Here is a 21,596-nt window from a genome sequence, read left to right as displayed (position 1 = left end):
GTCTGGGCAAAACGGGACATCATCATGGCGGAACGCCAGGACAGCGACAGGGAATCGCGCCGTATCCTCGAGCGTGTCGGGCGCGAGACGGATCCGGGTGGCACCTCGTTTGTGGCGCGCAGCACGAAAGGCGTACGCGATCACGTCACCGCGGCCGATGCCGACCGTGCCGACCCGATCGAACTCTGGGGCACGCGCATTGGCCGGACGCTCGGCCTGCTCCTGGCGCTGGGTCTGATGGTCTGGCTCGTGCTTTACGTCATCCGGGGCAGTTAGGAATCAAAGAACAATGAGCGCCGAACAAACCGACGCGCCGCGTGCGGTCATCGTCATTTCCAGCCATGTCGCGCGCGGTTCGGTCGGCAACCGCGCCGCTGTCTTTGCGCTGGAGACGCTGGGCTTCCCGGTGTGGGCCGTACCCACGGTCATCCTGCCCTGGCATCCCGGTCATGGGCGGGCGACGCGGATCGTGCCGTCGCTGGATCAGTTCAAGGCGCTGCTGGCCGATCTGGAGCGCGCGCCATGGCTGGGCGAGGTCGGCGCCGTGCTGTCCGGCTATCTCGGCGAGGCCGGCCAGGCCGAGGCCGTTGCCTCCCTGGTTGCCGCGGTGAAGGCAAAGACGCCCGACGCCGTCTATATCTGCGATCCGGTGATGGGCGATTCGGGTGGCCTCTACGTGCCGGAACCGACTGCCGCTGCCATGCGCGACCGGCTGATGCCGATCGCCGACATCGCCACCCCCAACCGCTATGAACTGGAATGGATGGCCGGCGCCCCCTTGCCCGACCTCAAATCGGTGATCGCGGCCGCCCTTCATGCAGGCCCATCGACCATGCTGGTCACCTCGGCGCCGTCGATGATGACCGGCGGCACCGGCAATCTGCTGCTCGACGGCAGCCAGGTGCTGCTGGCCGAGCATCGCCTGATCGACAAGCCGCCGAATGGTCTCGGCGACCTGACAGCGGCCGTCTACCTGGCGCGCATCCTGTCTGGCCAGCCGGCGATCAAGGCGCTGCAGTCGACCACGGCGGCGGTCTACGAGATCCTGGCGCGCACGGCCAAGCGCGGCGGCGACGAATTGCAGCTCGAGACCGATGCGCAAAGCCTGTCGCACCCGATGGCGATGGTGCAGCTTCGCCACCTCACGCATCCGGGGCGGGATCGCAGGGCGTGACATCAGCCGACGCCGTGCTTGTCGGCGTCGACGGCTGCAAGGCCGGCTGGATTGCCGTGCGGTGCAACCCCGGCATGGAGCCCACGGTCGATATCTATGCGAGCTTCGCCGCACTGCTCGCCGCAAATCCCGATGACGCGGTTCTCGCTGTCGATATGCCGATCGGCTTGCCCGAGTTTTCGTATAAGGGCGGGCGCGGGCCGGAGGCGCTGGTGCGGCCACTGCTCGGGCAGCGCCAATCCAGCGTCTTTTCGATCCCGTCCCGCGCCGCGCTCTATGCCGACACCAACGACTTCACCACCATCGAAGCCTGGTATGCCGCGCATCGCCGGGCAAGCGAGGTGGCCAAGACCACATCCGACCCGCCGCGCGGCGTTTCGATCCAGGCGTTTGGCATCTTTTCGAAGATCCGCGAGATCGACGCCTTGTTGATCGCACGTCCCGAATTGCGCGGCCGCGTCTTCGAATCGCATCCGGAAGTCGCTTTCTGCCGGTTGAACGGCGACCAGGCGATGCAACTGCCGAAGAAGATTAAGGGCACCATCAATCCGGCCGGCATGGCGGAGCGCAAGGCGCTGCTGTGCCGGCATGGCTATGAGATGGGCTTTCTCGATCGGGCGCCGCCGCGCGGTGCCGCCGCCGACGATTTTCTCGACGCGGCGGCGATGATGCTGATCGCGGGTCGCCTCGCCGGCGGTAGCGCGAAGCCATTTCCCAAGCCGCCACTCGCTGACGGTTTTGGCATACCGGTCGCGATCTGGGCATGACAGTGTCAGCGGACGTACCGCTTATACGCATGGCATTTATGGTCAGCCCCCACAATTCTGCATTGCTCGCAACGGGCTTTTGCCGTTAGAGGCTTTCTCGACCGCAACGAGCTGCCGCCTCCAACCGCGGAAAGGCCTTAGCCGCCCATGCCTCATCTCCCCGACCACCTTCTCGCCGGCTACCGCAACTTCATGACCGGCCGCTATCTCACCGAGAGGGGACGCTATCGCGAGCTTGCCCGCGAAGGCCAGGCGCCGGAGACGATGATCGTCGCCTGTTGCGACTCCCGCGCGGCCCCCGAAGCGATCTTCGATGCCGGCCCCGGCGAACTCTTCGTGCTGCGCAATGTCGGCAATCTGGTGCCGCCCTACGCGCCGGACGGGGAGTTCCATTCAACCTCTGCCGCACTCGAATTCGCCGTGCAGAGCCTCAAGGTCAAGAACATCGTCGTCATGGGCCATGGCCGCTGCGGCGGCATCCGCGCCGCGCTCGACACCAATTCCGCGCCGCTGTCTCCCGGCGACTTCATCGGCAAATGGATGAGCCTCATCGCGCCAGCGGCCGAGACCGTTTCCTCCAGCACCTTCATGACGGCGTCGGAGCGCCAGACCGCGCTGGAGCGTATTTCCATCCGCTATTCCATCGCCAATCTCAGGTCCTTTCCTTGCGTCTCGATCCTCGAAGGCAAGGGGCGGCTGTCGCTGCACGGCGCCTGGTTCGACATCTCGACCGGCGAACTCTGGGTGATGAACAAGAAGACCGGCGATTTCGAACGGCCGGAGACGGCGTAGGCCATGATCCCGAAAGGGGCCGGGTTTTCGGGTAGTCAAACAATAAGATGGAGGCAGCGCATGGGAGATTGCCGTTCGATCGTTTTCGTCGCGGCAGCGTTGCTGTTTTCGATTGTTCCGGCCCGCGCCGATGATGGCGCCATCATCAGCCGCTGGTATTCGGCACTGCTGGTCGCCGACCGCACCGAACTGTCCGACCTGCTCGCCGACGACGTCCGCATAAAGCTGGAAGACCTCGGCATCGTGCAAAGCAAGCAGGAATTCATCGCCTCGATCGACGAATGGCGAGGCGCCGTCGCGGGTGCTGCGATCCGGCACCGGATCGAGAAGAGCGAAGGCGGCGTCACCACCGTGATCGCCTGCTATGATTTTCCCAACAACGACATGCTGATGCAGGAAACCTTCACGGTGACCGACAACCGCATCACCGCCAGTACGCAAGCGGCAATCGCCGAAAACTGCGACGGCTACTAGCGCAATTCCAGGAAAAGTGTGAAACGGTTTTCCGTCCGGAATTGCGTTAGAACAATGAAATAGAGCGGCTCATCGTTTCCGTGAAACGGTGAACCGCTCTGACGAAAACCTGACCGATAGCACCGTTGCGTGCGGCGACCCTGCGCCCTACATCGGTACCGACCCACCCCTGCCTGCCTTGACCAGCACCCGGCCTGCCTTCACCTGAGAAAGACTGTCCATGCCTTCCACGAAAACCGTCGACCTCGCCGCCCATCCGCTGACCGCGTGGCAAGGGCCGCTCGGCCTGCCCGATTTCAACCGCATTGGCGACGACGACTTTTCCCCGGTCTTCGACGCGGCACTGAAGGCGCATGAGGCGGAGATCGAGGCGATCGCCGGCAACATGGATGCGCCGACCATCGAGAACACGCTGCAGGCCCTGGAACTCGGCGGCGAGGCGCTCGATCGTGTCTCGTCGATCTTCTGGTGCCGCGCCGGCGCCCACACCAATGAGACGATCCAGGCGCTGGAGCGCGACATCTCGCCAAAAATGTCCAGGCATTTCTCGGCGATCTCGATGAACGAGAGTCTGTTCGCCCGCATCGACGATCTCTACCAGCGCCGTGAGGGCTTGCAGCTCGACGCCGAGACGCTGCGCGTGCTGGAGAAGACCTGGAAGGGTTTCGTCCGTTCCGGCGCCAAGCTCGACGCCGACGGCAAGAAGCGGCTGGCAACAATCAACGAGGAATTGTCTTCGCTGGGCACGACCTTCGGCCAGAATGTGCTTGCCGACGAGCGCGACTGGGCGCTGTTCCTCGACGAGGCCGACCTTGCCGGCCTGCCCGATTTTTTGAAGAGCTCGATGGCCGAAGCCGCCGAGATGCGCGGCCAGAAGGGGCGCTATGCCATCACTTTGTCGCGCTCGATCTACGAGCCGTTCTCGACCTTCTCCGAGCGCCGCGACCTGCGCGAGATCGCCTTCCGCGCCTTCACCATGCGTGGCCAGAATGGCGGCGCCACCGATAACACATCCGTGGTGCGCGACATGCTGAAGCTGCGCGCCGAGAAGGCAAAACTGCTCGGCTACGGCTCCTTCGCCGCGCTTAAGCTCGATGACACCATGGCCAAGACGCCGAAGGCAGTGCATGCCTTGCTTGATCCGGTCTGGGAAAAGGCGCTGGAGAAAGCTGCGGCCGATCAGACCGAACTGCAGCGGCTGGCGACTGAGGCCGGCAGCAACGAGACATTCGCCGCCTGGGACTGGCGCTTCTACCAGGAGAAGCTGCGTGCGGAGAAATTCGCCTTCGACGAGGCTGAACTGAAACCCTATTTGCAGCTCGACCGCGTCATCGACGCCTGCTTCGATGTGGCGACAAGGCTGTTCGGCATCACCTTCGAGGAGAAAAAAGGCATTGCCGTGTGGCATCCCGACGCGCGCGCGTTCGTGGTGAAAAATGCCGACGGCAGCGAGCGCGGCCTGTTCCTCGCCGACTATTTCGCGCGGCCGTCCAAGCGCTCCGGCGCCTGGATGAGCGCGCTGAAATCCGGCTACAAGCTTGGCCACGGCTCGAAACCGGTGATCTACAACGTCATGAACTTCGCCAAGCCGCCGGCCGGCGAGCCGGCTCTGCTGTCGGTCGATGAGGCGAAAACGCTGTTCCATGAGTTCGGCCACGCGCTGCACGGCATGCTGACCGATGTCACCTGGCCGTCGGTTTCCGGCACTTCGGTCAGCCGCGATTTCGTCGAACTGCCCTCGCAGCTCTACGAACACTGGCTAACGGTGCCGGCGGTGCTTGAAAAGCACGCACTGCATGTGAACACCGGCAAGCCCATGCCGAAGGCACTGCTCGACAAGATGCTGGCCGCGCGCACTTTCGGCGCCGGCTTCGCGACGGTCGAATTCACCGCTTCGGCGCTGATCGACATGGCCTATCACGCGCGGCCGGATGCGCCTGAAGCGCCGCTTCGTTTCGAAGCCGAAACGCTTGAAAAGCTCGACATGCCGGACACCATCGCGATGCGCCATCGCACCCCGCATTTCGGCCATGTGTTTTCCGGCGACGGCTATTCGGCCGGCTATTACTCCTACATGTGGTCGGAAGTGCTCGATGCCGACGCCTTCGCCGCCTTCGAGGAGACGGGCGACCCGTTCAATCCGGCGCTGGCCGAGCGGCTGCGCAAGAACATCTACGCCGCCGGCGGCTCGAAGGACCCGGAAGAGCTCTACACGGCGTTTCGCGGCAAGATGCCGTCGCCTGACGCGATGATGGCCAAGCGCGGGCTGGTGTAGTGGAGAAGGAAGAACCTCTACATCGCCCACGGATCGGCCACCCTCGGCCACACTGGCCGCGTCAGCTTGGTGTAGTTGGTCGCCGCCGGATTGCTCGGATACGAACTCGGCGCCGAGACATAGATGATCTCGGCGGCGATCGGCTCGAAGCCGGCGTAGAAATGGTTGGTCGACTTGATCAGCAGCACGTCCTTGCTCATCGGATCGACACCGATATTGGAAAAGATATCCGGCTCGAAGGTCTGCGTGCGATTGGTGTTGAGGATGATGTCGACCTCGGTGCCTTCGATGCGCACCAGCGCCGTTGGCCCGAGCGTTACCCGGCTCGGGCCGAAACTTTGCCAGCCCTCCGGAACCGCCTTCAGCACCCGCACGCGCGCGTCGATCGGCTCGCCGGCCTGAGGGCCGGCCTTGCCGCCGAAACGCAGGTCGATGACGGCGCCCTCGCCTGCCGCCAGGCAGAAGGTCACGGCGATCGGATCCCAGATCGTGGCGACGCCGATAGTGTTCAGGCCGCGCGCCAGCATCTGGCGCAGCACGATGGTGCCGTCGCCGGGCACACCACCGCCGGGATTGTCCCAGATGTCGGCGATCACAACTGGCTTGCCCGGATTTCCAGCGCGCACAGCTAGCGCCCGCTCGATGCCGTCGGCGGCGCTCAGCATGGTCATCGCCGTCTTTTCGCGCAGCGCGTAGAGCTCCCGCCCGAGCCGTTCCGCCAGCGCATCGCCCTTGGCCTTGTCGTTGTCGGTGACGACCAGGATGCGCGTGCCCATTTCGGCCACGTCGGCCGCCATGAAGCCGTGGATGACGGAAATCGACAGCACGCCGTCCTTGCCATGCAGCGCCTTGATGCGGTCGACGAAGGAGCGCATCGGCTCGCGGCTGGTCGGCAGAACCTGGATCATGCGGCAGTCGAAGGTCGAGATGACAGGCTTGATCTCACCGCGCGCCGCAGCGAGGCCAAGCTCGACGACATGGTCGCCACGCTCGTAGAAATCGGTGTGGGGAAATTCGAGGAAGTAGGCCATGATGTCTGACGCCGCCACACGCCTCAGTGTCAGATGGCTGTGCGGATCGAACTCCGAGGCGATCACCACCTCCGGCCCGACGATTGCGCGAACGCGCTCGAGCAGGTCGCCTTCGCAATCGTCATAGCCTTGCGCCACCATCGCGCCATGCAGGCCGAGGATGACCGCATCGACCGGCAGCGCCACCTTGAGCTGACCGAGGATCTCGTCGCGCAGCGCTTCATAGGTCTGCCGCTGCACCAGGCCGCCGGGCTCCGCCCAGGTGGCGGTGCCCTCGATGACGGTCAGCCCCTCAGCGACCGCGCGCCGGCGCAGGGCGACCATCGGCGACGAGCACAGCGTCGGCGTTTCCGGATGCTGGCCTGGCCCGGCATAAAAGGCCATCTCGAATGAGGCCCGGTCGGTCGGCACCGGCGAGAAGGTGTTGGTTTCCGTCGCCAGCGAGGCGGTGAAAATGCGCATGGAAGCTCCGTGGGTGGTAGAGCAATTCCCGGAAAACTGTGAAGCGGTTTTCCGTCCGGAATTGCGTCAAAACAATGAGATAGAGCGGCTATTTGACCGCCCCGAGCGCCAGTCCCCTGACGAGGTAGCGCTGCAGCCAGATGAACAGGATCGCCACCGGCAAGGTCGCCAGCAGCGTCGCGGCCATGACGTGGTGCCATTCGATGGTATAGCGGCCGGCGACAAGCGAAAACACCTGGATCGGCAGCGTGTAGCTTTCCTGGCTGCGCAGCATGGTCAGCGCCACGACGAACTCGTTCCAGGCATTGATGAAGGTGAAGATCGCCGTCACCGCGATCGCCGGCAGGCAGAGCGGCAGGAACACCTTGCGCAGGGTCAGCCAACGGCCGGCGCCTTCCATCCAGGCCGCTTCCTCGAGATCGCGCGGGATGGTGTCGAAATAGCTTTGCAGCATCCACACGGTGAAGGCGACGTTGAAGGCCATGTAGATGAAGCCGAGCGCCGTCGTGCTCTCGACCATGCCCCAGGCCGCCATCAGCCGGAACAGGCCGAGCACCAGCACGATCGGCGAGATCATCTGCGAGATCAGCAGGAACTGGCGCAAGGCGCCGTAGCCGGCAAAGCGGAAGCGCGACATCGCATAGGCGGCCGGAACCGAGATCAGGATGGCGCCGACGGTGGCGATAACAGACACATAGAGCGAATTGAGCAGCGCCTGGCCGAAGCCGGTCGCCACCCACATGTCGGAAAAATTCGACCAGCGGAATTCGCTCGGCCACCAGGTTGGCGACAGCACTTCCTGCCGTGGCTTGACCGCGGTCAGGAACATCACGGTGAAGGGAAAGATCGTCACCACGATCAGCGGTGCCAGCAGCAGCCAGGCGACGATCGAACGCTTCAGCTTGCCCGTCATGAGCTTGCCCGTCATGAGGTTGTTTGTCATGCGCGTTGCTCCCGCATCGCCACCCGCACATAGATCATGGTGAAGACCAGCAATATGGCGAACATCACCAACGACACAGCCGATGCCTCACCCAGTTTGCCGATGCGGAAGGCCAGCTTGTAAAGGTGGGTGACCAGGATGTCGGTCGAATTGGCCGGCCCGCCTTGCGTCATCACCCAGATGATCGGGAAGGAATTGAAGACGTAGATGGTGTTGAGTACTATGGCGATATTGATGAACGGTTTCAGCAGCGGAAAGGTGATCTCGCGGAACTGCTGCAGCGGCGTCGCCCCTTCGAGCGCCGCCGCCTCGTAGAGGTCGTCCGGGATCGACGACAGCCCGCCGAGGAAGATCGTCGTCGTGAAGGGCACAGTCACCAGGATGCCGATCAGCACCTGCATCGGAAAGGCGGTCCTGGCGCTCGCCAGCCATTGGATGTTGTGGTCGATGAGGCCGAGGCCGATCAGCGCCGAGTTCAGCATGCCGCTTTCGCCGCTCAGCGCCCAGCGCCAGACCACCGCGGTCATGGTCAGCGACACCGCCCAGGGCAGCATGATGATGACGCGGGCGATGCCGCGGCCATAGAAATCGGTGTTGAGGATCATCGCCACCGGGATCGACAGCAGCAGCGCGCCGCCGACCACCAGCACGGTCCACACACCGGTGCGCCAGAGTGCCGCGACGAAGTCGGGATCGGCGGCAAGCGACGCGAAATTGGCAAGGCCGCTGAACTCGCGCAATTGGCCGAAGCGGTTGACGTCATGCGTCGATATCTGGATCAGGTCCCAGACCGGCCAGAAGATGACGACCGCCGCCAGGAACAGGCTGGGCAAGGTCAGGAGATAGGGCAAGAAACGATTTTGCATCGGCCGGTTTGTACCGTGTTTGCGGGTGGAGATTGGATTGCGCTGGCTTAACAGATTAACTTAATCCCGCCTCGTTCTTCTCAGGGCCTTCAGGATTCCTTGCAAGCATCGGCGCTGCCCATCACCTGCCTGCCCCGTCCTCCGCAGCAGTTGCGGAAGGGGGCCTTTCCTCTCCCCCCGTCGATAGGGGGAGAGGCGTCGAGCGAAGCTCGACGGAGTGGGGGTCGACCCTTGGGCGCAAGGCAAGGCGACATTTGCGCCTAGTGCCCTTCCCGTGTCCGTTCGCGGCGGTTGCCAGGTGGTTCCCCCACTCCGTCTCGGCTGCGCCGAGCCACCTCTCCCCCTCCGGAGGGAGAGGAAGGAGCCTGGCTGGGGCGGCGCTGACATCGACGAAGTATCTTTCTTCTCAAGTCGGCAAGGGTGCGGCGCGCCCCGCCTGAGTGGGGCGCGCCACGGGCGCAGGGAGATACGCCCTATTTCTTGAGCACGGCCCCTATTTCTTCAGCACTGCATTGGCCTTGGCCGCCGCGTCCTTCAACCCTTCCTCGGGGTCGCCGCCGAGATAGATCTTCTGCATAGCGTCCGACGTGATCTGGGCGATCTCTTCCCAGCCCGGAATGACCGGCGCGAAACGGGCGTCGGGCAACAGCGCGGTGAAGGCGGCGAGATCGGCATTGTTGACGTAATAATCCATCTTGGCCTCTTCCTTGTTCACCGGCAGGAAGCCTTCGCCCTGCGTGAACTTGGCGCGCTGCTCCTTGGTGAACAGGAAATCGAGCAGCTTCCAGGCCTCGTCCTTGTTCTTGGAATTCTTGAACATGATGATGGAATCGGTGACGCCATAGGTGCCGCGCGCGCCGGTCGGCCCTGCCGGAATGGCCGCCACGCCATATTTCAGGCTCGGCGCCTCGTCCTTGATCTGGTTGGACAGGAAGGGCGCCGTGATCATCATGCCGACCTTGCCCTGCTTGAACAGGTTCTGCACATCCTCGCGGTTGTTGGAGGTGACGCCCGGCTCGGTCAGGCCTTCGTCGATCATCGACTTGTAGAGCTTGGCGGCTTCAAGCGCGCCCGGCGTGCCGAGGCCGGAGGTGCCATCCTTGTTGAGGATCTCGGTGCCTTGGGACCACATCGCATAATAGTAATAGACGTCGGTCTCGATCTCCTTGCCTTGCAGGCCGAGCCCGAAGGTGCCGGAACCGAGCGCCTTGATCTTGCGCGCGTCTTCCTGCAACTCGGTCCAGGTTGCCGGCGGATTGGCGATGCCGGCTTTCTCGAACAGCTCCTTGTTGTAGTACATGGCGCGCGCCGAAGCCGCGATCGGCAGACCGTAGGTCTTGCCGTCCATGATCGACGGCGACAGGAAGGTGTCGATGAACCGGTCCTTGAAGTCGGGCTTGATGTAGCTGTCGAGCGGCTCGGCGACATCCTGCTGGACGAAGTCGATCAGCCAGCGCGTGCCGATGATCGACAGATCGGCATTGGTGCCGGCGGTGATGTCGGTGGTCAGCTTCTGCAGCAGCACCTCCCACGGCACCACCTCGAACTTGACCGTGATGCCGGGGTTGGCCGCCTCGAATTCCTTCTTGACGCTGTCGAAATAAGGGCCAGTCTTGGCGCTGTACTCGGCAACGGTGACGCGCACCTCGCCCGCATCCGCCTGCGCCGCAAATGCCAGCATGCCCATTCCAGCCATCAGGCCGACAGTCCATTTCGCAAGGCTCATTTGATGTCTCCCATTTTTGATTTTGCACGTGCGCGCCTCTCCGCGACCGGCACAGAAGATTTATGTGACTTTCCTACATTATCGATGATTTGAAGGCTTGCAAGCGGATTGTTCTGTTGCTTAATTACATTTCGTGGACTAGGCCTCAGATTGTCAGTCAGAGTTGCCGGAGGATGAAGCACGGTGGTTTCGCGAGCAAAGTTCGAAGGCAGGGCCAAGTTCGAAGATAGGGCCAAGTTCGAAGACAGGGCCAGATTCGAAGGCAGGGCCGAGTTCGAAGACAAGACCGTGCTGGTGACCGGTGCAGGCGGCGGCCTTGGCACGGCCATCGTGGCGCTGATGGCGCAAAGGGGCGCCAGGATCATCGGCTGCGACCAGTCCAGCGAAGCATTGGAGAGCCCGCACCTTGCCTCCCGCCATGTCTTCGATCTTGTCGACCGCGCTTCGATAGAAACAGCGATCGCCGCGATCCTCGACAGGGATGGCGTGCCCGACATCCTCATCAACAATGCCGGCTGGACGCGCGCCGAGACGCTTGCCGCCCTCACCCCCGACAGGATCGAGCGGGAACTCGACCTCAACCTGACCGGCGTGATGGCTTTCGCCGATCCGCTGGTCAAGGCAATGGCCGGCCGCGGTTCGGGCAGCGTCGTCTTCATCTCCTCGGTCAATGCCATCGCGCATTTCGGCAATCCCGCCTATGCGGCGGCCAAGGCGGGCATCAACGCCTATGCCAAGGCGATCGCCGTCGAACTTGGCCGCAGCGGTTTGCGGGCCAATGTCGTCTGCCCCGGATCGATCCGCACCGCCGCCTGGGACCACCGCCTTGCCAAGGACCCCGAAATCCTCGGCAAGCTGCAGCGGCTCTATCCACTCGGCCGCATCGTCAACGCTTCGGAAGTGGCGGAAGCCGTCGCCTTCCTTGCGTCGGATCGCGCATCGGGCGTAACAGGCGTGGTGATGCCGGTGGACGCAGGCCTGACGGCCGGTTGCCTGCCATTCATCGACGACATTCTGGGAGCGTGACCATGACCGACGTCGAGTTCCGCGACCTGTCGAAATCCTTCGGGCAGCACAAGATCCTCGAGCACATCAACCTTGACATCAAGAGCGGCGAGTTCGTCGTGCTGGTCGGGCCATCCGGCTGCGGCAAGTCGACCTTGCTGCGCATGCTGGCCGGGCTGGAGACGATCACCGCCGGCGACCTCATGATCGGCGGCGTGCGCGCCAACGCGCTGCCGCCGCAGCAGCGCAACATCGCCATGGTGTTCCAGTCCTATGCGCTGTTCCCGCATCTGAAGGCATCGGACAATATCGGCTTTGGCCCGAAGATCCGCGGCGAGGCGCGCGCCTCGGTCGACGCGAAGGTCAAGAAGGCGTCCGGTGTCCTCAATCTGTTCTCCTATCTCGACCGCTATCCCCGCCAGCTGTCGGGCGGCCAGCGCCAGCGCGTCGCGATGGGCCGTGCCATCGTGCGCGAACCGTCGGTGTTCCTGTTCGACGAGCCCCTGTCCAACCTCGACGCGCAATTGCGCGTGCAGATGCGCGTCGAGATCAAGGCGCTGCACCAGCGGCTGAAATCAACGATCGTCTATGTCACCCACGACCAGATCGAAGCCATGACCATGGCCGACCGCATCGTCGTAATGGACCGCGGCAGGATCCAGCAGGTCGGCGCACCGCTGGAACTCTATGACCGGCCGGCCAACAAGTTCGTCGCCTCCTTCCTCGGCTCCCCGTCGATGAGCTTTGTTTCCGGGTCTCTCAGGACGTCGCCTGAGAAAACCTGGTTCGAGTCGGCCAGCGGCGGGCGGCTTGCGCTGGCCGGCAAGGCTGTGCCGGCGGGCAGCGCGGTGGAGGCCGGCATCCGGCCCGAACATTTTGTCATCGGCGAGGCTGCCGATGCGATGGCGATCAAGGTCGATGTCGTCGAGCCGACCGGTTCCGAAACCCATGTCTATGGCGCCATCGGCACCGATACGGTACGTGCCGTGTTCCGCGACAGGGTGCCGGTCAGGCCGGGCGACGTGCTGCCGGTGAGCGTCGATCCCGGAAATATCCATTTGTTCGACAAGGCGACGGGCCTTCCCCTATGAAAACACCAGCATGAAAACGCCGGCCGACATCATCACGCGCCTGCAACTGATGGCGCAGGACGGCACCAAATCGGATCGCAAGCTGGCCGGCTTCGTGCTTGCCGATCTCGATTTCGTCTCCAAGGCGGCGATCTCGGAAATTGCCGCCCGCGTCGGCGTCAGCGAGCCGACGGTGACGCGGTTCTGCCGCAACCTCGGCTGCGAGGGCCTGCGCGACTTCAAATTCTATCTGGCGCAGGCCATCGCCATCGGCGGCCAGTATCTGTCGCCGGAGCCGCTGAGCCGCGATGCCCGCGAGCAGCGCATAGCTTCCGCCATCACCGAGGCGGCGATATCCGCCATCCAGCGCGCCAGCGAGAACCTCGACATGACGACGCTGGTTGCCGTCGCCGCGCGCATCGCCGTCTCCGGCAATGTGCTTTGCATCGGCTCGGGCGGCATTTCGTCGATGATGGCGACCGAAATGCAGAACCGGCTGTTCAGGCTGGGCGTGCCGGTGCTGGCGCAGATCGACGGGCAGCTGCAGCGCATGTACGCGGCCGTCGCCACGCACGACACAACGCTGATCGCCTTTTCGGTTTCCGGCTATGCGCGATCGGTCATCGATGCGGTGCAGGTCGCCCAGCAATATGGCGCCACCACCATCGCCATCACCCCGCCGGACTCGGCGCTCGCCAAAGCCGCCGACACGGTCATCCATTTCCAGTCGCTCGAGGATGGCAACATCTACAAGCCGACATCGTCGCGCTACGCGCTGCTGTCGATCGTCGACATGATCGTCACATCGGTCGCCGAGACGCGCGGACCAAGGGTTTTGGAAAACCTGCGCCGCATTAAGCAGAGCGTAAACACGTTGAAAGTCGACGATCCGCGTTTGCCGCTGGGGGATTGAACCTCCCATCGAAGGGTATCATGAGGACTGCCGACCGAGCGCCTCGATGCTTTCCGCCAGCGTCGCCGGATCGCCTGCAATGCGCAGCGTCTTCAGCCGGGCGGTGCCGCCGGCGACAATCGAGACGGCGGACGCCGGCACGCCCAGCGCCTTGGCGATCAACTTTTCGAGCGCTTTGTTGGCGGCGCCGTTTTCCGGCACGGCGCGGACCCGCGCCTTCAAATGGCTGCGCCCGTCCGCCGCCGTTACGACGCCTTCGAACCTGTCCAGGGAAGACTTTGGTGTCAGCCGCACGAACAGGTCGATGCCGTTCTCGTGGATGCGGAACGGCGCGCTCATGCGGTCGCCAGGCTCAAAGCACCAGGGGCGCCACCGTGGTAAGAATGAACTGCCTGATGAAGAACAGGACCAAGAGCAGGATGATCGGCGAGATGTCGATGCCGCCAAGGTCCGGCATGAAGCGGCGGATCGGCCGCAGCGCCGGCTCGGTCAGCCGATAGAGCATGTTGCCGATGCTGCCGACGAACTGGTTGCGCGAATTGACGACGTTGAAGGCATAGAGCCAGGAAAAGATCGCCGAGGCGATGATGATCCACCAATAGAGGTCAAGCGCCATGACGATGGTTTGAATGAGGGCGAGCATGCCGGTCTCCAATTGTTGCCGACATGTAGCCATTGCGGGCGAAACCGGCAAGGGCTGCCTTCCTCCGCGTGCTGGCCTGACGCCTCTCAGCGGCGGATTTCAGCGAAACGCCGCCTTGACAGGAAAGCGCGGTGCCCGATAAATGCGCCCATCCGCTGGACGGGGCTGTAGCTCAGCTGGGAGAGCGCGTCGTTCGCAATGACGAGGTCAGGAGTTCGATCCTCCTCAGCTCCACCAGCGGAATTTGGAAGGCATATCTCACAGCAAAATCAACAAGATAGCCGAATGGGCCTCTTTAGTTTGGCCCACGCGTTTGGCCCACGTTTCGGGCCATCTCCGGTGGATCGTCGCTGCTTTGTGCCCTTCGCCTTTGTTCAAATCACTCCGAACGACCGAGTTCGACCCATAACGGACACCCACAGCCTCCGACCAATGCACGAATCGACGCGTGACCGGCAGCTCTCACCGATCTCGCGACGCCTGTGGCCAACCTTCGGGAGCATTCGGCGTCCAGGGGCCCGCAATGACCGTCGCCTCCTTGTCGCCGGGCCAGCGTGGCATGGTGATGCACAGGAACTCGAGCGAGTCGGTACCGTTGCAGCGATACTGGAATGCGGTCCCGACCGGAATGTCGATGGATACGCCGGTCCTCAGAACGGTCGTCTCCTCACCAGTGCCGTCGCGCCGCCATATCTGCCCCTCGCCCGAGAGAATGTACCAGAACTCGCTCACCGTGGCGTGGACTGTGGCCCGGTTCACCTGACCTGGTGGGACGGTGGAGTGGATCATGCCGCCTGTCTCGCCTTCGATCAGGAGACGGACCTCTGCCCCCGCGGGGGAACGGGCATGCGGAACGGACGGAAACGGGTGGGTCTGCATCGGGAACCTCCTCTCAACCATACAACATCTGGCGCTCCTGGGTGAAGAGATCGTTCCAGATGGGCGGTAGCTTCCTGCCGTCCGCCGCTGCGCGCAGGGTGTTAGGGAAGAGCCCGAAGGGGGCTTTGAGCTTGGGGCAATGGTTCACCGGGATGGCGACCTCCCCCCTTCGGGAATGGTGGTGCTGCTATATGCCCAGGTCGAGGCGCATCTTGGCGGCTGCTCGGGCATGGGTAGTCAGGAGCTGCCAATCGCCTTTGGCGACTGCGCTCCGGAAGGCTGGCAACTCGGCTTCATCGATATGCTCTTGCCACTGAGCCATGGTCAGGCCCAGCGGAGAAAGGATTTGCCGTTCGATGTGTTTGGTGAAGCTCGCTTCGACGATCTGGGCTTCAAGACCTGGGAGCCGTCGCTGATCTCCGTGCAATGGGCTCCCATCTCCGAACCGGTGCTGACGGGCAAGGCCATGCTTCTGAGGGAGGCCGGGCCGGCCTTCGTGTCGGTCGTCATACGGCACGATATTGCCAATATCCGCCCAAGGGATGCCATCAGCATGGCATATGTCGTCAGGCTCGACGATCCGAGCGTCGACCAACTGGTCGTCAGCCTCACCCGGGGCTGGGCTAGCCTCTCGGCCGCAGCCGCTTACGCTAAATAAGAATAAGCATACATCGAAAAAGCGTATACCAACGATTGTCTACTCCGTATCTGAATAAAATCGATATTTTACACTTTAGCCTCAGGAAAGATAATTCATCAGACCGCCTTTGGGCGCGCTGCTTTACTACAATATTAACAAACCATTAACTCTTTCGACCTTACCTTTCTGGGCGTGGATCCCGCTTTGGCGGGTCTTTCAACGGATCCCTACGGGGAGGTCAGGAAAGGGATGAAAATGGCCAAGAAAGTGAACATTCGGCGATCAAGCGCCTGCTTGGTCTCGAACGCCTCACCGATGCGCCGATCTATGCCTTGACCCTTTCGACCCCGCAAACAAGCCGCCTTCGGCGGGCCGATCAATCAATTAGTCGGCTTGGTATATTGAATTACGCGTTCCCTGAGTTCCACCAGATGACAGGAGCAGCACGTGCCAAATCAATCCTTACGTCAGTCGGAGATCGACAGTCTTCAATACATCTCGTCGATGGCCAATGAGCTCGTGCAGATGGCCGAAGCAAGCCGTTTTCCCATGATCTCCTATCTGCTGGGCATGGCCTATGCCGAAGCCTTCGACGTCCTTCGCGGCGCACGTCCGGCCAGGCATGCGCAGCTCAGCGGCAACCCGCTGCACCCCAAGGCGCAGGCAAAAGACAATCGCGCTCATGCAAGGAGAGCGTAGCCGCATGCAATCGTCGGCCGCATGCGCGGTGGCAGGTTCGACCTTCCGGCCAAACCGCTGGGAGTCACTGTGCGCGGTGCAAAGTTTGCTGCCACTGTTGAAAAACGCTGCCGCGGATCTTGGCCGCGCCGACATGGTCTGCTGGTTCGAACAGGCCGACACCGAGGTCGCCAACATCATCAAGGGCAGGCCGTCCGATGCGGCCGCCATTCCGGCCCTGATCGCATCCTGCCCACAGAACCGGCATGTCGCGGCTCTGTGCCGGTCGCTGAGCTATTGATCGACCAGATCTGTTCTAGTTGCGCAAGCTGAACACGAACGGCGCTGTGCGGCTTTGGCGCGCGCCGAGTTCCGGCGGCGGTGCCGGCACGGTTGCGCCTTGCAGCACGGCGAGTGCCGCACGGTCCAGATCGGCATCCCCGGAGGAACGGGTCAGCCTTGCGGACAGGACCCGGCCGGCCGAGTCGACCGTGAAGGCGACATACGGCCGGCCTTCCACGCCGCGAGCCCTTGCCGAACCGGGATAGCGCGTGTGCCGCTTGATCCAGGCGCCCAGGCGGGAGTCCCATTTGCTGGAATCGCCGGATCGCGACGTCGATTCCGCCGACTTCGGCGCAGCCGTCCTGGCCGCCGGCCTCGCATCGGCGCTGGCGATGCTTGCCGTGTTCGGCGGTGCCGGCTTCTCCTTCTTCGGCCGTGGCTTGAGCTTGTCGACAGGCTTCTTCGCCTTGGCTTCGACCGGTTTCTTGTCCTTGGGCGCCTCGACCGGTTTCGGCTGCGGCAATGGAACGACCACGTCGGGTGTGGCAGCCTCGACAATGTCCGGGACCACCCCGTCCGGCGGCTGGTCGACCTGTTCAGCCATCTCGGTTTGGGTGGCCTCGTTGGGTGGAACCGATGGCGGCTGTTCGATAACCGGCTCCACCCTCTCGACCGGATCTTCGGGCGTCGGCTCGGGCGTCGGCGCCGGCTCAGTCTGATCCGATGTCACCGCGTCCAGCGTGGCAACCTGTTCGTCGACTGCCGGCGTCGCCACCATCGGCGCCATCTCGATCAGCTGCGCCGGTGGCGGGCCGCCATCCGCTTCGTCGACCATGCTGAAATTCTGCACGGCATAGGCGACCACGACATGGGCTCCGAGGACCAGCGCGGCCGCACCCGCCCACAAGCCAAGGTCGCGCCGGCTGAAGCGCGACAACGCGACCGAGGGCAAGGCGGCCGCTCGCGTCATGGCACTTCTGCTCCGGTGGTGGCGGATACGGGGGCATCGGCCGCGGGCACCGTCTCCAGGCCGACCAGCGCGATCTTCAGATAGCCGGCAGCACGCAGCAGGTTCATTGCCTCCATCAGGTCGCCATAGGCGACCGCCTTGTCGGCGCGCAGGAAGATGCGCGTCTGCTTGTCGCCTTTTGTCCTGCCGTCCAGCGTGGCGGCAAAGGCCGGGCGCGGCACGGTATCGTTGCCGATCGCCAGCGTCAGATCGTCCTTCAGCGTCAGGAACAACGGTGTTTCCAGGCGCGGCGCCGGCGTTGCGGTCGAGCCCGGCAGGTCGACATTGACATCCACCGTCGCCAGCGGTGCCGCGACCATGAAGATGATCAGCAGCACCAGGATGACATCGATGAACGGGGTGACGTTGATCTCGTGGCTTTCCTCGAGATCGTCGTCCATGGTCTGCCGGAACCTGCTTGCCATGCGTTGCTCCGCTATTCCGCGGCCAGCGCCGTTGCCGGGGCGATGGTGCGGAAGTCGAGGTCACGGCTGACCAGCCGTTCGACGCCCGCAGAGGCATCGGCGAGGATCTGCCGGTAGCCGGCTACCGAGCGCGCAAAGACATTGTAGATAACGACAGCCGGTATCGCGGCGACAAGGCCCATCGCCGTGGCCAGCAGCGCTTCAGCGATGCCAGGGGCGACCACGGCGAGATTGGTGGTCTGCGCCTGCGAGATGCCGATGAACGCGTTCATGATGCCCCAGACGGTACCGAACAGGCCGACGAAGGGCGCGGTCGAGCCGATCGTCGCCAGCAGGCCGGTGCCGCGCGACATGCGCCGCGACGCCGCCGCCTCGATGCGCGACAGGCGCGAGGTGACCCGTTCCTTCAGTCCGTCTCCGGGGACATGATCGAGCGCTCCGGCTGAAAGTGCGGTCTCCTCCTCGGCCGCGCGCACCAGCAGCACGCCGGGGCCGCCGCTGCGGTCGAGCGCACGGCTGGCCTGCTTCAGCGTGGCGGCATCACCGATCGCCCGGACGGCGCGACGGATGCGCAGCTTGCCGCTGAGAACCTCCAGCGATTTGGCCAGCCATATCGTCCAGGTGACCAGGGAGGCGAAGGCCAGCCCGATCATCACCGCCTTGACGATGATATCGGCCGCCATGAACATCCCCCATGGCGACAGATCATGCGGCAAGGTCAGCTCCATCGCCGTCGAAGGTCCGGCCTCGGCCGGCGTGTTCGGCTGGGCGCCTGGCTGCTGTTGCGCGGGCGCCATCGTGGCTGGCGGGGCGACTGCCGGTGCTGGCGCGGCGGGAGCAGCGGGGGCTGGCGCGGCGGGCGCCTCGATCGCGGGGGCGGCGCCGGCCGGTTGCTCCTGGGCCGTCGCATTGCCGGCCGACAGGATCACGGATGCGACCAACGCCGCCAACAAACCATTTCTCGACAACAGCTTCTTCCTGGTTTCGGCAAGCTATGCCCGGTTGACTATGAAACATGACATTACTAGTCAACATTGAAGATGACTGCAATGCTCAACAAATCCCGCGACCGTCCGTATCGGTGCGAAATTCGGAAAACGAGCTTGTGCCGGGTGATCACCGGACGTGGACCAACGTGGTTCCACTCGGATGGAACAGGCTCTAGTGTCTGCGCGAAGCAGAGAGCCAGAGATGATCAAGGCGACGCCCTTCGACTTCCCCTATGACGGCAGGCTGGTTGCCGAAAACACCGCGCTCGTCGTCATCGACCTGCAGCAGGATTTTTTGTCGCCGACGGGCTATTTCGCCAGACAGGGTTACGACCCTTCCCCGCTTAGGGCGATCCTTCCGACTGTGAGCCAGCTGATCGCCGCCGCCCGCAAGGCTGGCGTCAGGGTCATCCACACAAGGCAGGGTTATCGGGCCGACATGGCAGACATGACGCCTTACGAAAAATGGCGCCGCAAGCGCGCCGGGCTCGAAGGCACCGAAATCCTGCTTCGCTCGGGCCCCGGTTTTCAGATCGTTCCGGAGATCGACGTCGCGCCTAAGGACATTGTCGTCGACAAGACCTGCAACAGTGCCTTCACCTATACCGATTTCGAGCTTGTCCTGCGCGCGCAAGGCATCACGCATCTGCTGTTTTGCGGCTGCACGACGGATGTCTGCGTCCACACCACGCTACGCGAGGCCTGCGACCGCAACTTCCAGTGCCTGACGATTTCCGATGCCTGTGCCAGCGGCGACAGACAAGCCCACGAGGCGGCGCTTCACATGGTGACGGTCGAGGACGGCGTCTTCGGCGCGCTGGCGGAGTCCGGCGCTGTTATCGAAGGCCTGTTACAATTGTCCAGCAAGGCGAGTTAGAGCGTTAGGATCGGTGGCGTACGGTGTGCAGATTATTGACGCCGGCGGGATAGCACCCCCCTCTGGCCTGCCGGCCATCTCCCCCGCAAGGAGGGAGATCGGCAGCTTCCATGGTGGCCACAACTTTTCAGCGTTGGAGATAGGCGAAAGCCAAGATGACGGCCAATCTCCCCCTTGCGGGGGAGATGTCCGGCAGGACAGAGGGGGGTGGGAAGGATCGCGACCGAATGGCTTCGTCCCGCAGGGCACTTCACCCCGTGGCGCGCGTTTCCAGGATCGCCCGCGGCGCATATGCCCCGGGTTGCGGCACCTCCGCCTCGCGACGCGCCAGGGAGTTGCGCAGCAGGGCGATCGTTTCCCGGCCGACCGTTGCGATCTCGCGCGGCGTGTCGACGCCGACAATCATGAACTCATCGATCCCGAGAGCCGCATAGGCAAGCAGCGACAAGGCGGCCTGAGCCGGCGGCCCGGCAACGTCGACCGCCTTGTGGCCGGTGGCGGAAGGTCCCTGGTGAATCCTGACCGGAAGCGCAAAGCGCAGCCTCCCGGCCCGGCCGTGTTCGGCGGCGGCGCCACGCACCCGCTCCATCAACTGCCGGACCTCATCGATCGAGCCTGGCGCCAGTTCGAAGACATCGGCATGCCGGCCGGCCACCTTGAGCGCCGTTCCGGACTGCCCACCCATGCGGATGACCAGGTCGGCGCCGTGCGGACCCTTGCGCGGCACGTAGCCGCCCTTGATGCTGTAGAATGCGCCTTCATGGTCGAATGGCCGGTCGTTCGACCACAGCCGCTTCAGCAAGACCAGATATTCGTCGATGCGCTGCCAGATGACGGTGTGCCCGACCGGCCGCGTCTCGGCATCATCGTCGTTCAGTGGTTCGCTGATCATCCTGAGCGCCAGCCGTCCACCGCTTTTCCTGTCGATCGACGCCAGCTGGCGGGCCGCCACCGTCGGTTCGACCACGCCCGCCCAGTGGGTGAGCACGACTTCCAGCGACAAGGTGCGGTCGAGCACCTGGGTGGCAAGATCCATGTTGGTCAGCAGTCCGGCCGAATCGTCGACGACGATCTTCCTGAAGCCGCCATCCTCGATCAGCCCGAGCTTGGTCGCGGTCTCGGCGAAGTCGTAGAAAAAGGGAACGACGGCACCAGCAGGATGGGTCTTTCCGGGAACATGCGTGAACTCGATCGGCATTGTCATCTCCTCCATCTCTGGAATCATTGATGCGGTGAAATTCGGATCACCAGCCGCGCGAAAGCGCACCGGGAATCCGGTCCATTCAACTCCGATTGCCTGAAGGGGCAGCTAATCCCCGTCGATGTGACGACTCAGGGAATGAGGCCCAGAACAACTGCCCCGGTGAACACGAACGCAAGGGCAAAGACGAGGTAAGCGAAGGCACCGGCATAGGCCGGGCGAAAGGCCTGGGCATTGACCAGCCTCTGGCCGCTGCGGTCTGTCTGAGCGTTCTGGATATAGGACATATCGACCTCCGTCTCGCCGGTTAATCTATAAAACTTGTAGACTTTGTCGATTGCTATTTTTCGGTGATGGGCAGAATGATTTTCTCACATCGAGGCGAAAATTGGCATCGGCTTGCTTAGTTGGCATGTTTGGCTACCGATCGACACGGCATGCCCGCGTGGCTCTGGGCCTTGAATGGACCTATGGC

At 63.4% G+C, this 21,596-nt stretch carries 25 protein-coding genes and 1 tRNA gene; 14 read left to right on the top strand and 12 right to left on the bottom strand.

Annotation, left to right across the window (positions count from 1 at the left end; genetic code table 11):
• The first annotated feature begins 24 nt into the window (after nucleotides 1-24).
• From ACFSQT_RS05240 to ACFSQT_RS05215, 6 genes are all read left to right on the top strand, one after another.
• Nucleotides 25-276: a hypothetical protein gene (locus tag ACFSQT_RS05240; protein WP_379017292.1), complete on the top strand. Its 252-nt coding sequence runs from the start codon at nucleotides 25-27 to the stop codon at nucleotides 274-276.
• A gap of 13 nt (nucleotides 277-289) precedes the next feature.
• Complete coding sequence (pdxY, locus tag ACFSQT_RS05235) at nucleotides 290-1,174, top strand: pyridoxal kinase PdxY (RefSeq protein ID WP_379017291.1); 885 nt, start codon at nucleotides 290-292, stop codon at nucleotides 1,172-1,174.
• A complete protein-coding gene (locus tag ACFSQT_RS05230) occupies nucleotides 1,171-1,941 on the top strand; it encodes a DUF429 domain-containing protein (protein ID WP_379017290.1) in 771 nt (256 codons plus the stop codon). The genes pdxY and ACFSQT_RS05230 overlap by 4 nt, the downstream gene beginning before the upstream one ends.
• Nucleotides 1,942-2,088: 147 nt before the next feature.
• Nucleotides 2,089-2,733: a carbonic anhydrase gene (locus ACFSQT_RS05225; protein WP_379017289.1), complete on the top strand. Its 645-nt coding sequence runs from the start codon at nucleotides 2,089-2,091 to the stop codon at nucleotides 2,731-2,733.
• Nucleotides 2,734-2,793: 60 nt separating this feature from the next.
• Nucleotides 2,794-3,207: a nuclear transport factor 2 family protein gene (locus ACFSQT_RS05220; protein ID WP_379017287.1), complete on the top strand. Its 414-nt coding sequence runs from the start codon at nucleotides 2,794-2,796 to the stop codon at nucleotides 3,205-3,207.
• 220 nt (nucleotides 3,208-3,427) lie between these two features.
• The gene (locus ACFSQT_RS05215) at nucleotides 3,428-5,482 is read left to right on the top strand and encodes a M3 family metallopeptidase (protein ID WP_379017286.1); all 2,055 of its coding nucleotides are present in this window, start codon (nucleotides 3,428-3,430) and stop codon (nucleotides 5,480-5,482) included.
• A gap of 17 nt (nucleotides 5,483-5,499) precedes the next feature.
• Here ACFSQT_RS05215 and ACFSQT_RS05210 read toward each other — a convergent pair whose 3' ends face one another.
• From ACFSQT_RS05210 to ACFSQT_RS05195, 4 genes are all read right to left on the bottom strand, one after another.
• Nucleotides 5,500-6,975 (bottom strand): M81 family metallopeptidase, encoded by a 1,476-nt coding sequence (locus tag ACFSQT_RS05210; RefSeq protein ID WP_379017284.1) that lies wholly within the window; start codon nucleotides 6,973-6,975, stop codon nucleotides 5,500-5,502.
• A gap of 88 nt (nucleotides 6,976-7,063) precedes the next feature.
• Nucleotides 7,064-7,888 carry a carbohydrate ABC transporter permease gene (locus tag ACFSQT_RS05205; protein ID WP_379017356.1) on the bottom strand — a complete coding sequence of 275 codons (825 nt, stop codon included), beginning with the start codon at nucleotides 7,886-7,888 and terminating at the stop codon, nucleotides 7,064-7,066.
• A gap of 26 nt (nucleotides 7,889-7,914) precedes the next feature.
• Nucleotides 7,915-8,784: a carbohydrate ABC transporter permease gene (locus tag ACFSQT_RS05200; protein ID WP_379017283.1), complete on the bottom strand. Its 870-nt coding sequence runs from the start codon at nucleotides 8,782-8,784 to the stop codon at nucleotides 7,915-7,917.
• 493 nt (nucleotides 8,785-9,277) lie between these two features.
• A complete protein-coding gene (locus tag ACFSQT_RS05195) occupies nucleotides 9,278-10,510 on the bottom strand; it encodes an ABC transporter substrate-binding protein (RefSeq protein ID WP_379017282.1) in 1,233 nt (410 codons plus the stop codon).
• 288 nt (nucleotides 10,511-10,798) lie between these two features.
• Between ACFSQT_RS05195 and ACFSQT_RS05190 the strand changes: the two genes are divergently transcribed.
• From ACFSQT_RS05190 to ACFSQT_RS05180, 3 genes are read left to right on the top strand one after another with little or no spacing between them, the layout of a single operon-like run.
• Nucleotides 10,799-11,536 (top strand): SDR family oxidoreductase, encoded by a 738-nt coding sequence (locus ACFSQT_RS05190; protein WP_379017355.1) that lies wholly within the window; start codon nucleotides 10,799-10,801, stop codon nucleotides 11,534-11,536.
• A gap of 2 nt (nucleotides 11,537-11,538) precedes the next feature.
• A complete protein-coding gene (locus ACFSQT_RS05185; protein WP_379017281.1) occupies nucleotides 11,539-12,606 on the top strand; it encodes an ABC transporter ATP-binding protein in 1,068 nt (355 codons plus the stop codon).
• Between the two features lie 10 nt (nucleotides 12,607-12,616).
• Nucleotides 12,617-13,498: a MurR/RpiR family transcriptional regulator gene (locus ACFSQT_RS05180; protein WP_379017279.1), complete on the top strand. Its 882-nt coding sequence runs from the start codon at nucleotides 12,617-12,619 to the stop codon at nucleotides 13,496-13,498.
• An 18-nt stretch (nucleotides 13,499-13,516) separates the two neighbouring features.
• On the opposite strand, the gene ACFSQT_RS05175 is transcribed toward ACFSQT_RS05180, so the two are convergent.
• Entirely contained in the window at nucleotides 13,517-13,837 is a 321-nt protein-coding gene (locus ACFSQT_RS05175; protein WP_379017278.1) for a DUF167 domain-containing protein, read from the bottom strand.
• 13 nt (nucleotides 13,838-13,850) lie between these two features.
• Nucleotides 13,851-14,141, bottom strand: coding sequence for a YggT family protein (locus ACFSQT_RS05170; RefSeq protein ID WP_379017277.1), 291 nt, complete (start codon nucleotides 14,139-14,141; stop codon nucleotides 13,851-13,853).
• 161 nt (nucleotides 14,142-14,302) lie between these two features.
• Here ACFSQT_RS05170 and ACFSQT_RS05165 point away from each other — a divergent pair.
• Nucleotides 14,303-14,378, top strand: a tRNA-Ala gene (locus tag ACFSQT_RS05165).
• A 225-nt stretch (nucleotides 14,379-14,603) separates the two neighbouring features.
• Here ACFSQT_RS05165 and ACFSQT_RS05160 read toward each other — a convergent pair.
• Entirely contained in the window at nucleotides 14,604-15,020 is a 417-nt protein-coding gene (locus ACFSQT_RS05160; RefSeq protein WP_379017276.1) for a cupin domain-containing protein, read from the bottom strand.
• Between the two features lie 181 nt (nucleotides 15,021-15,201).
• Here ACFSQT_RS05160 and ACFSQT_RS05155 point away from each other — a divergent pair, with 181 nt between their 5' ends.
• From ACFSQT_RS05155 to ACFSQT_RS05145, 3 genes are all read left to right on the top strand, one after another.
• On the top strand, nucleotides 15,202-15,678 hold the full coding sequence (locus ACFSQT_RS05155) for a hypothetical protein (RefSeq protein WP_379017274.1): 477 nt from the start codon (nucleotides 15,202-15,204) through the stop codon (nucleotides 15,676-15,678).
• A gap of 429 nt (nucleotides 15,679-16,107) precedes the next feature.
• The gene (locus tag ACFSQT_RS05150) at nucleotides 16,108-16,359 is read left to right on the top strand and encodes a hypothetical protein (protein ID WP_379017272.1); all 252 of its coding nucleotides are present in this window, start codon (nucleotides 16,108-16,110) and stop codon (nucleotides 16,357-16,359) included.
• Between the two features lie 97 nt (nucleotides 16,360-16,456).
• Nucleotides 16,457-16,639: a hypothetical protein gene (locus ACFSQT_RS05145; protein ID WP_379017271.1), complete on the top strand. Its 183-nt coding sequence runs from the start codon at nucleotides 16,457-16,459 to the stop codon at nucleotides 16,637-16,639.
• A gap of 15 nt (nucleotides 16,640-16,654) precedes the next feature.
• Here the strand turns inward: ACFSQT_RS05145 and ACFSQT_RS05140 are convergent, their stop codons facing one another.
• The 3 genes from ACFSQT_RS05140 to exbB are packed head-to-tail and all read right to left on the bottom strand — an operon-like array spanning nucleotide 16,655 to nucleotide 19,022.
• Nucleotides 16,655-17,590, bottom strand: a complete 936-nt coding sequence (locus tag ACFSQT_RS05140; RefSeq protein ID WP_379017270.1) for a TonB family protein — start codon at nucleotides 17,588-17,590, stop codon at nucleotides 16,655-16,657.
• On the bottom strand, nucleotides 17,587-18,054 hold the full coding sequence (gene exbD / locus ACFSQT_RS05135; RefSeq protein WP_379017269.1) for a TonB system transport protein ExbD: 468 nt from the start codon (nucleotides 18,052-18,054) through the stop codon (nucleotides 17,587-17,589). Before exbD ends, ACFSQT_RS05140 begins: the two co-directional genes overlap by 4 nt.
• Before the next feature lie 11 nt (nucleotides 18,055-18,065).
• The gene (gene exbB / locus ACFSQT_RS05130; protein WP_379017268.1) at nucleotides 18,066-19,022 is read right to left on the bottom strand and encodes a tonB-system energizer ExbB; all 957 of its coding nucleotides are present in this window, start codon (nucleotides 19,020-19,022) and stop codon (nucleotides 18,066-18,068) included.
• Nucleotides 19,023-19,245: 223 nt separating this feature from the next.
• Between exbB and ACFSQT_RS05125 the strand changes: the two genes are divergently transcribed.
• Nucleotides 19,246-19,920, top strand: coding sequence for a cysteine hydrolase family protein (locus tag ACFSQT_RS05125; protein WP_379017267.1), 675 nt, complete (start codon nucleotides 19,246-19,248; stop codon nucleotides 19,918-19,920).
• A gap of 250 nt (nucleotides 19,921-20,170) precedes the next feature.
• On the opposite strand, the gene ACFSQT_RS05120 is transcribed toward ACFSQT_RS05125, so the two are convergent.
• Together ACFSQT_RS05120 and ACFSQT_RS05115 are read right to left on the bottom strand one after the other, a co-directional pair.
• Nucleotides 20,171-21,118: an LLM class flavin-dependent oxidoreductase gene (locus ACFSQT_RS05120; protein WP_379017266.1), complete on the bottom strand. Its 948-nt coding sequence runs from the start codon at nucleotides 21,116-21,118 to the stop codon at nucleotides 20,171-20,173.
• Between the two features lie 134 nt (nucleotides 21,119-21,252).
• A complete protein-coding gene (locus ACFSQT_RS05115) occupies nucleotides 21,253-21,408 on the bottom strand; it encodes a hypothetical protein (RefSeq protein WP_379017265.1) in 156 nt (51 codons plus the stop codon).
• Nucleotides 21,409-21,596 lie beyond the last annotated feature (188 nt).

The sequence above is a fragment of the Mesorhizobium calcicola genome, assembly GCF_042682105.1.
Classification (GTDB): domain Bacteria; phylum Pseudomonadota; class Alphaproteobacteria; order Rhizobiales; family Rhizobiaceae; genus Mesorhizobium; species Mesorhizobium calcicola.
The sequence above is the reverse complement of the archived record's forward strand: the minus strand, read 5'-3'. Positions and strand labels throughout refer to the sequence as shown.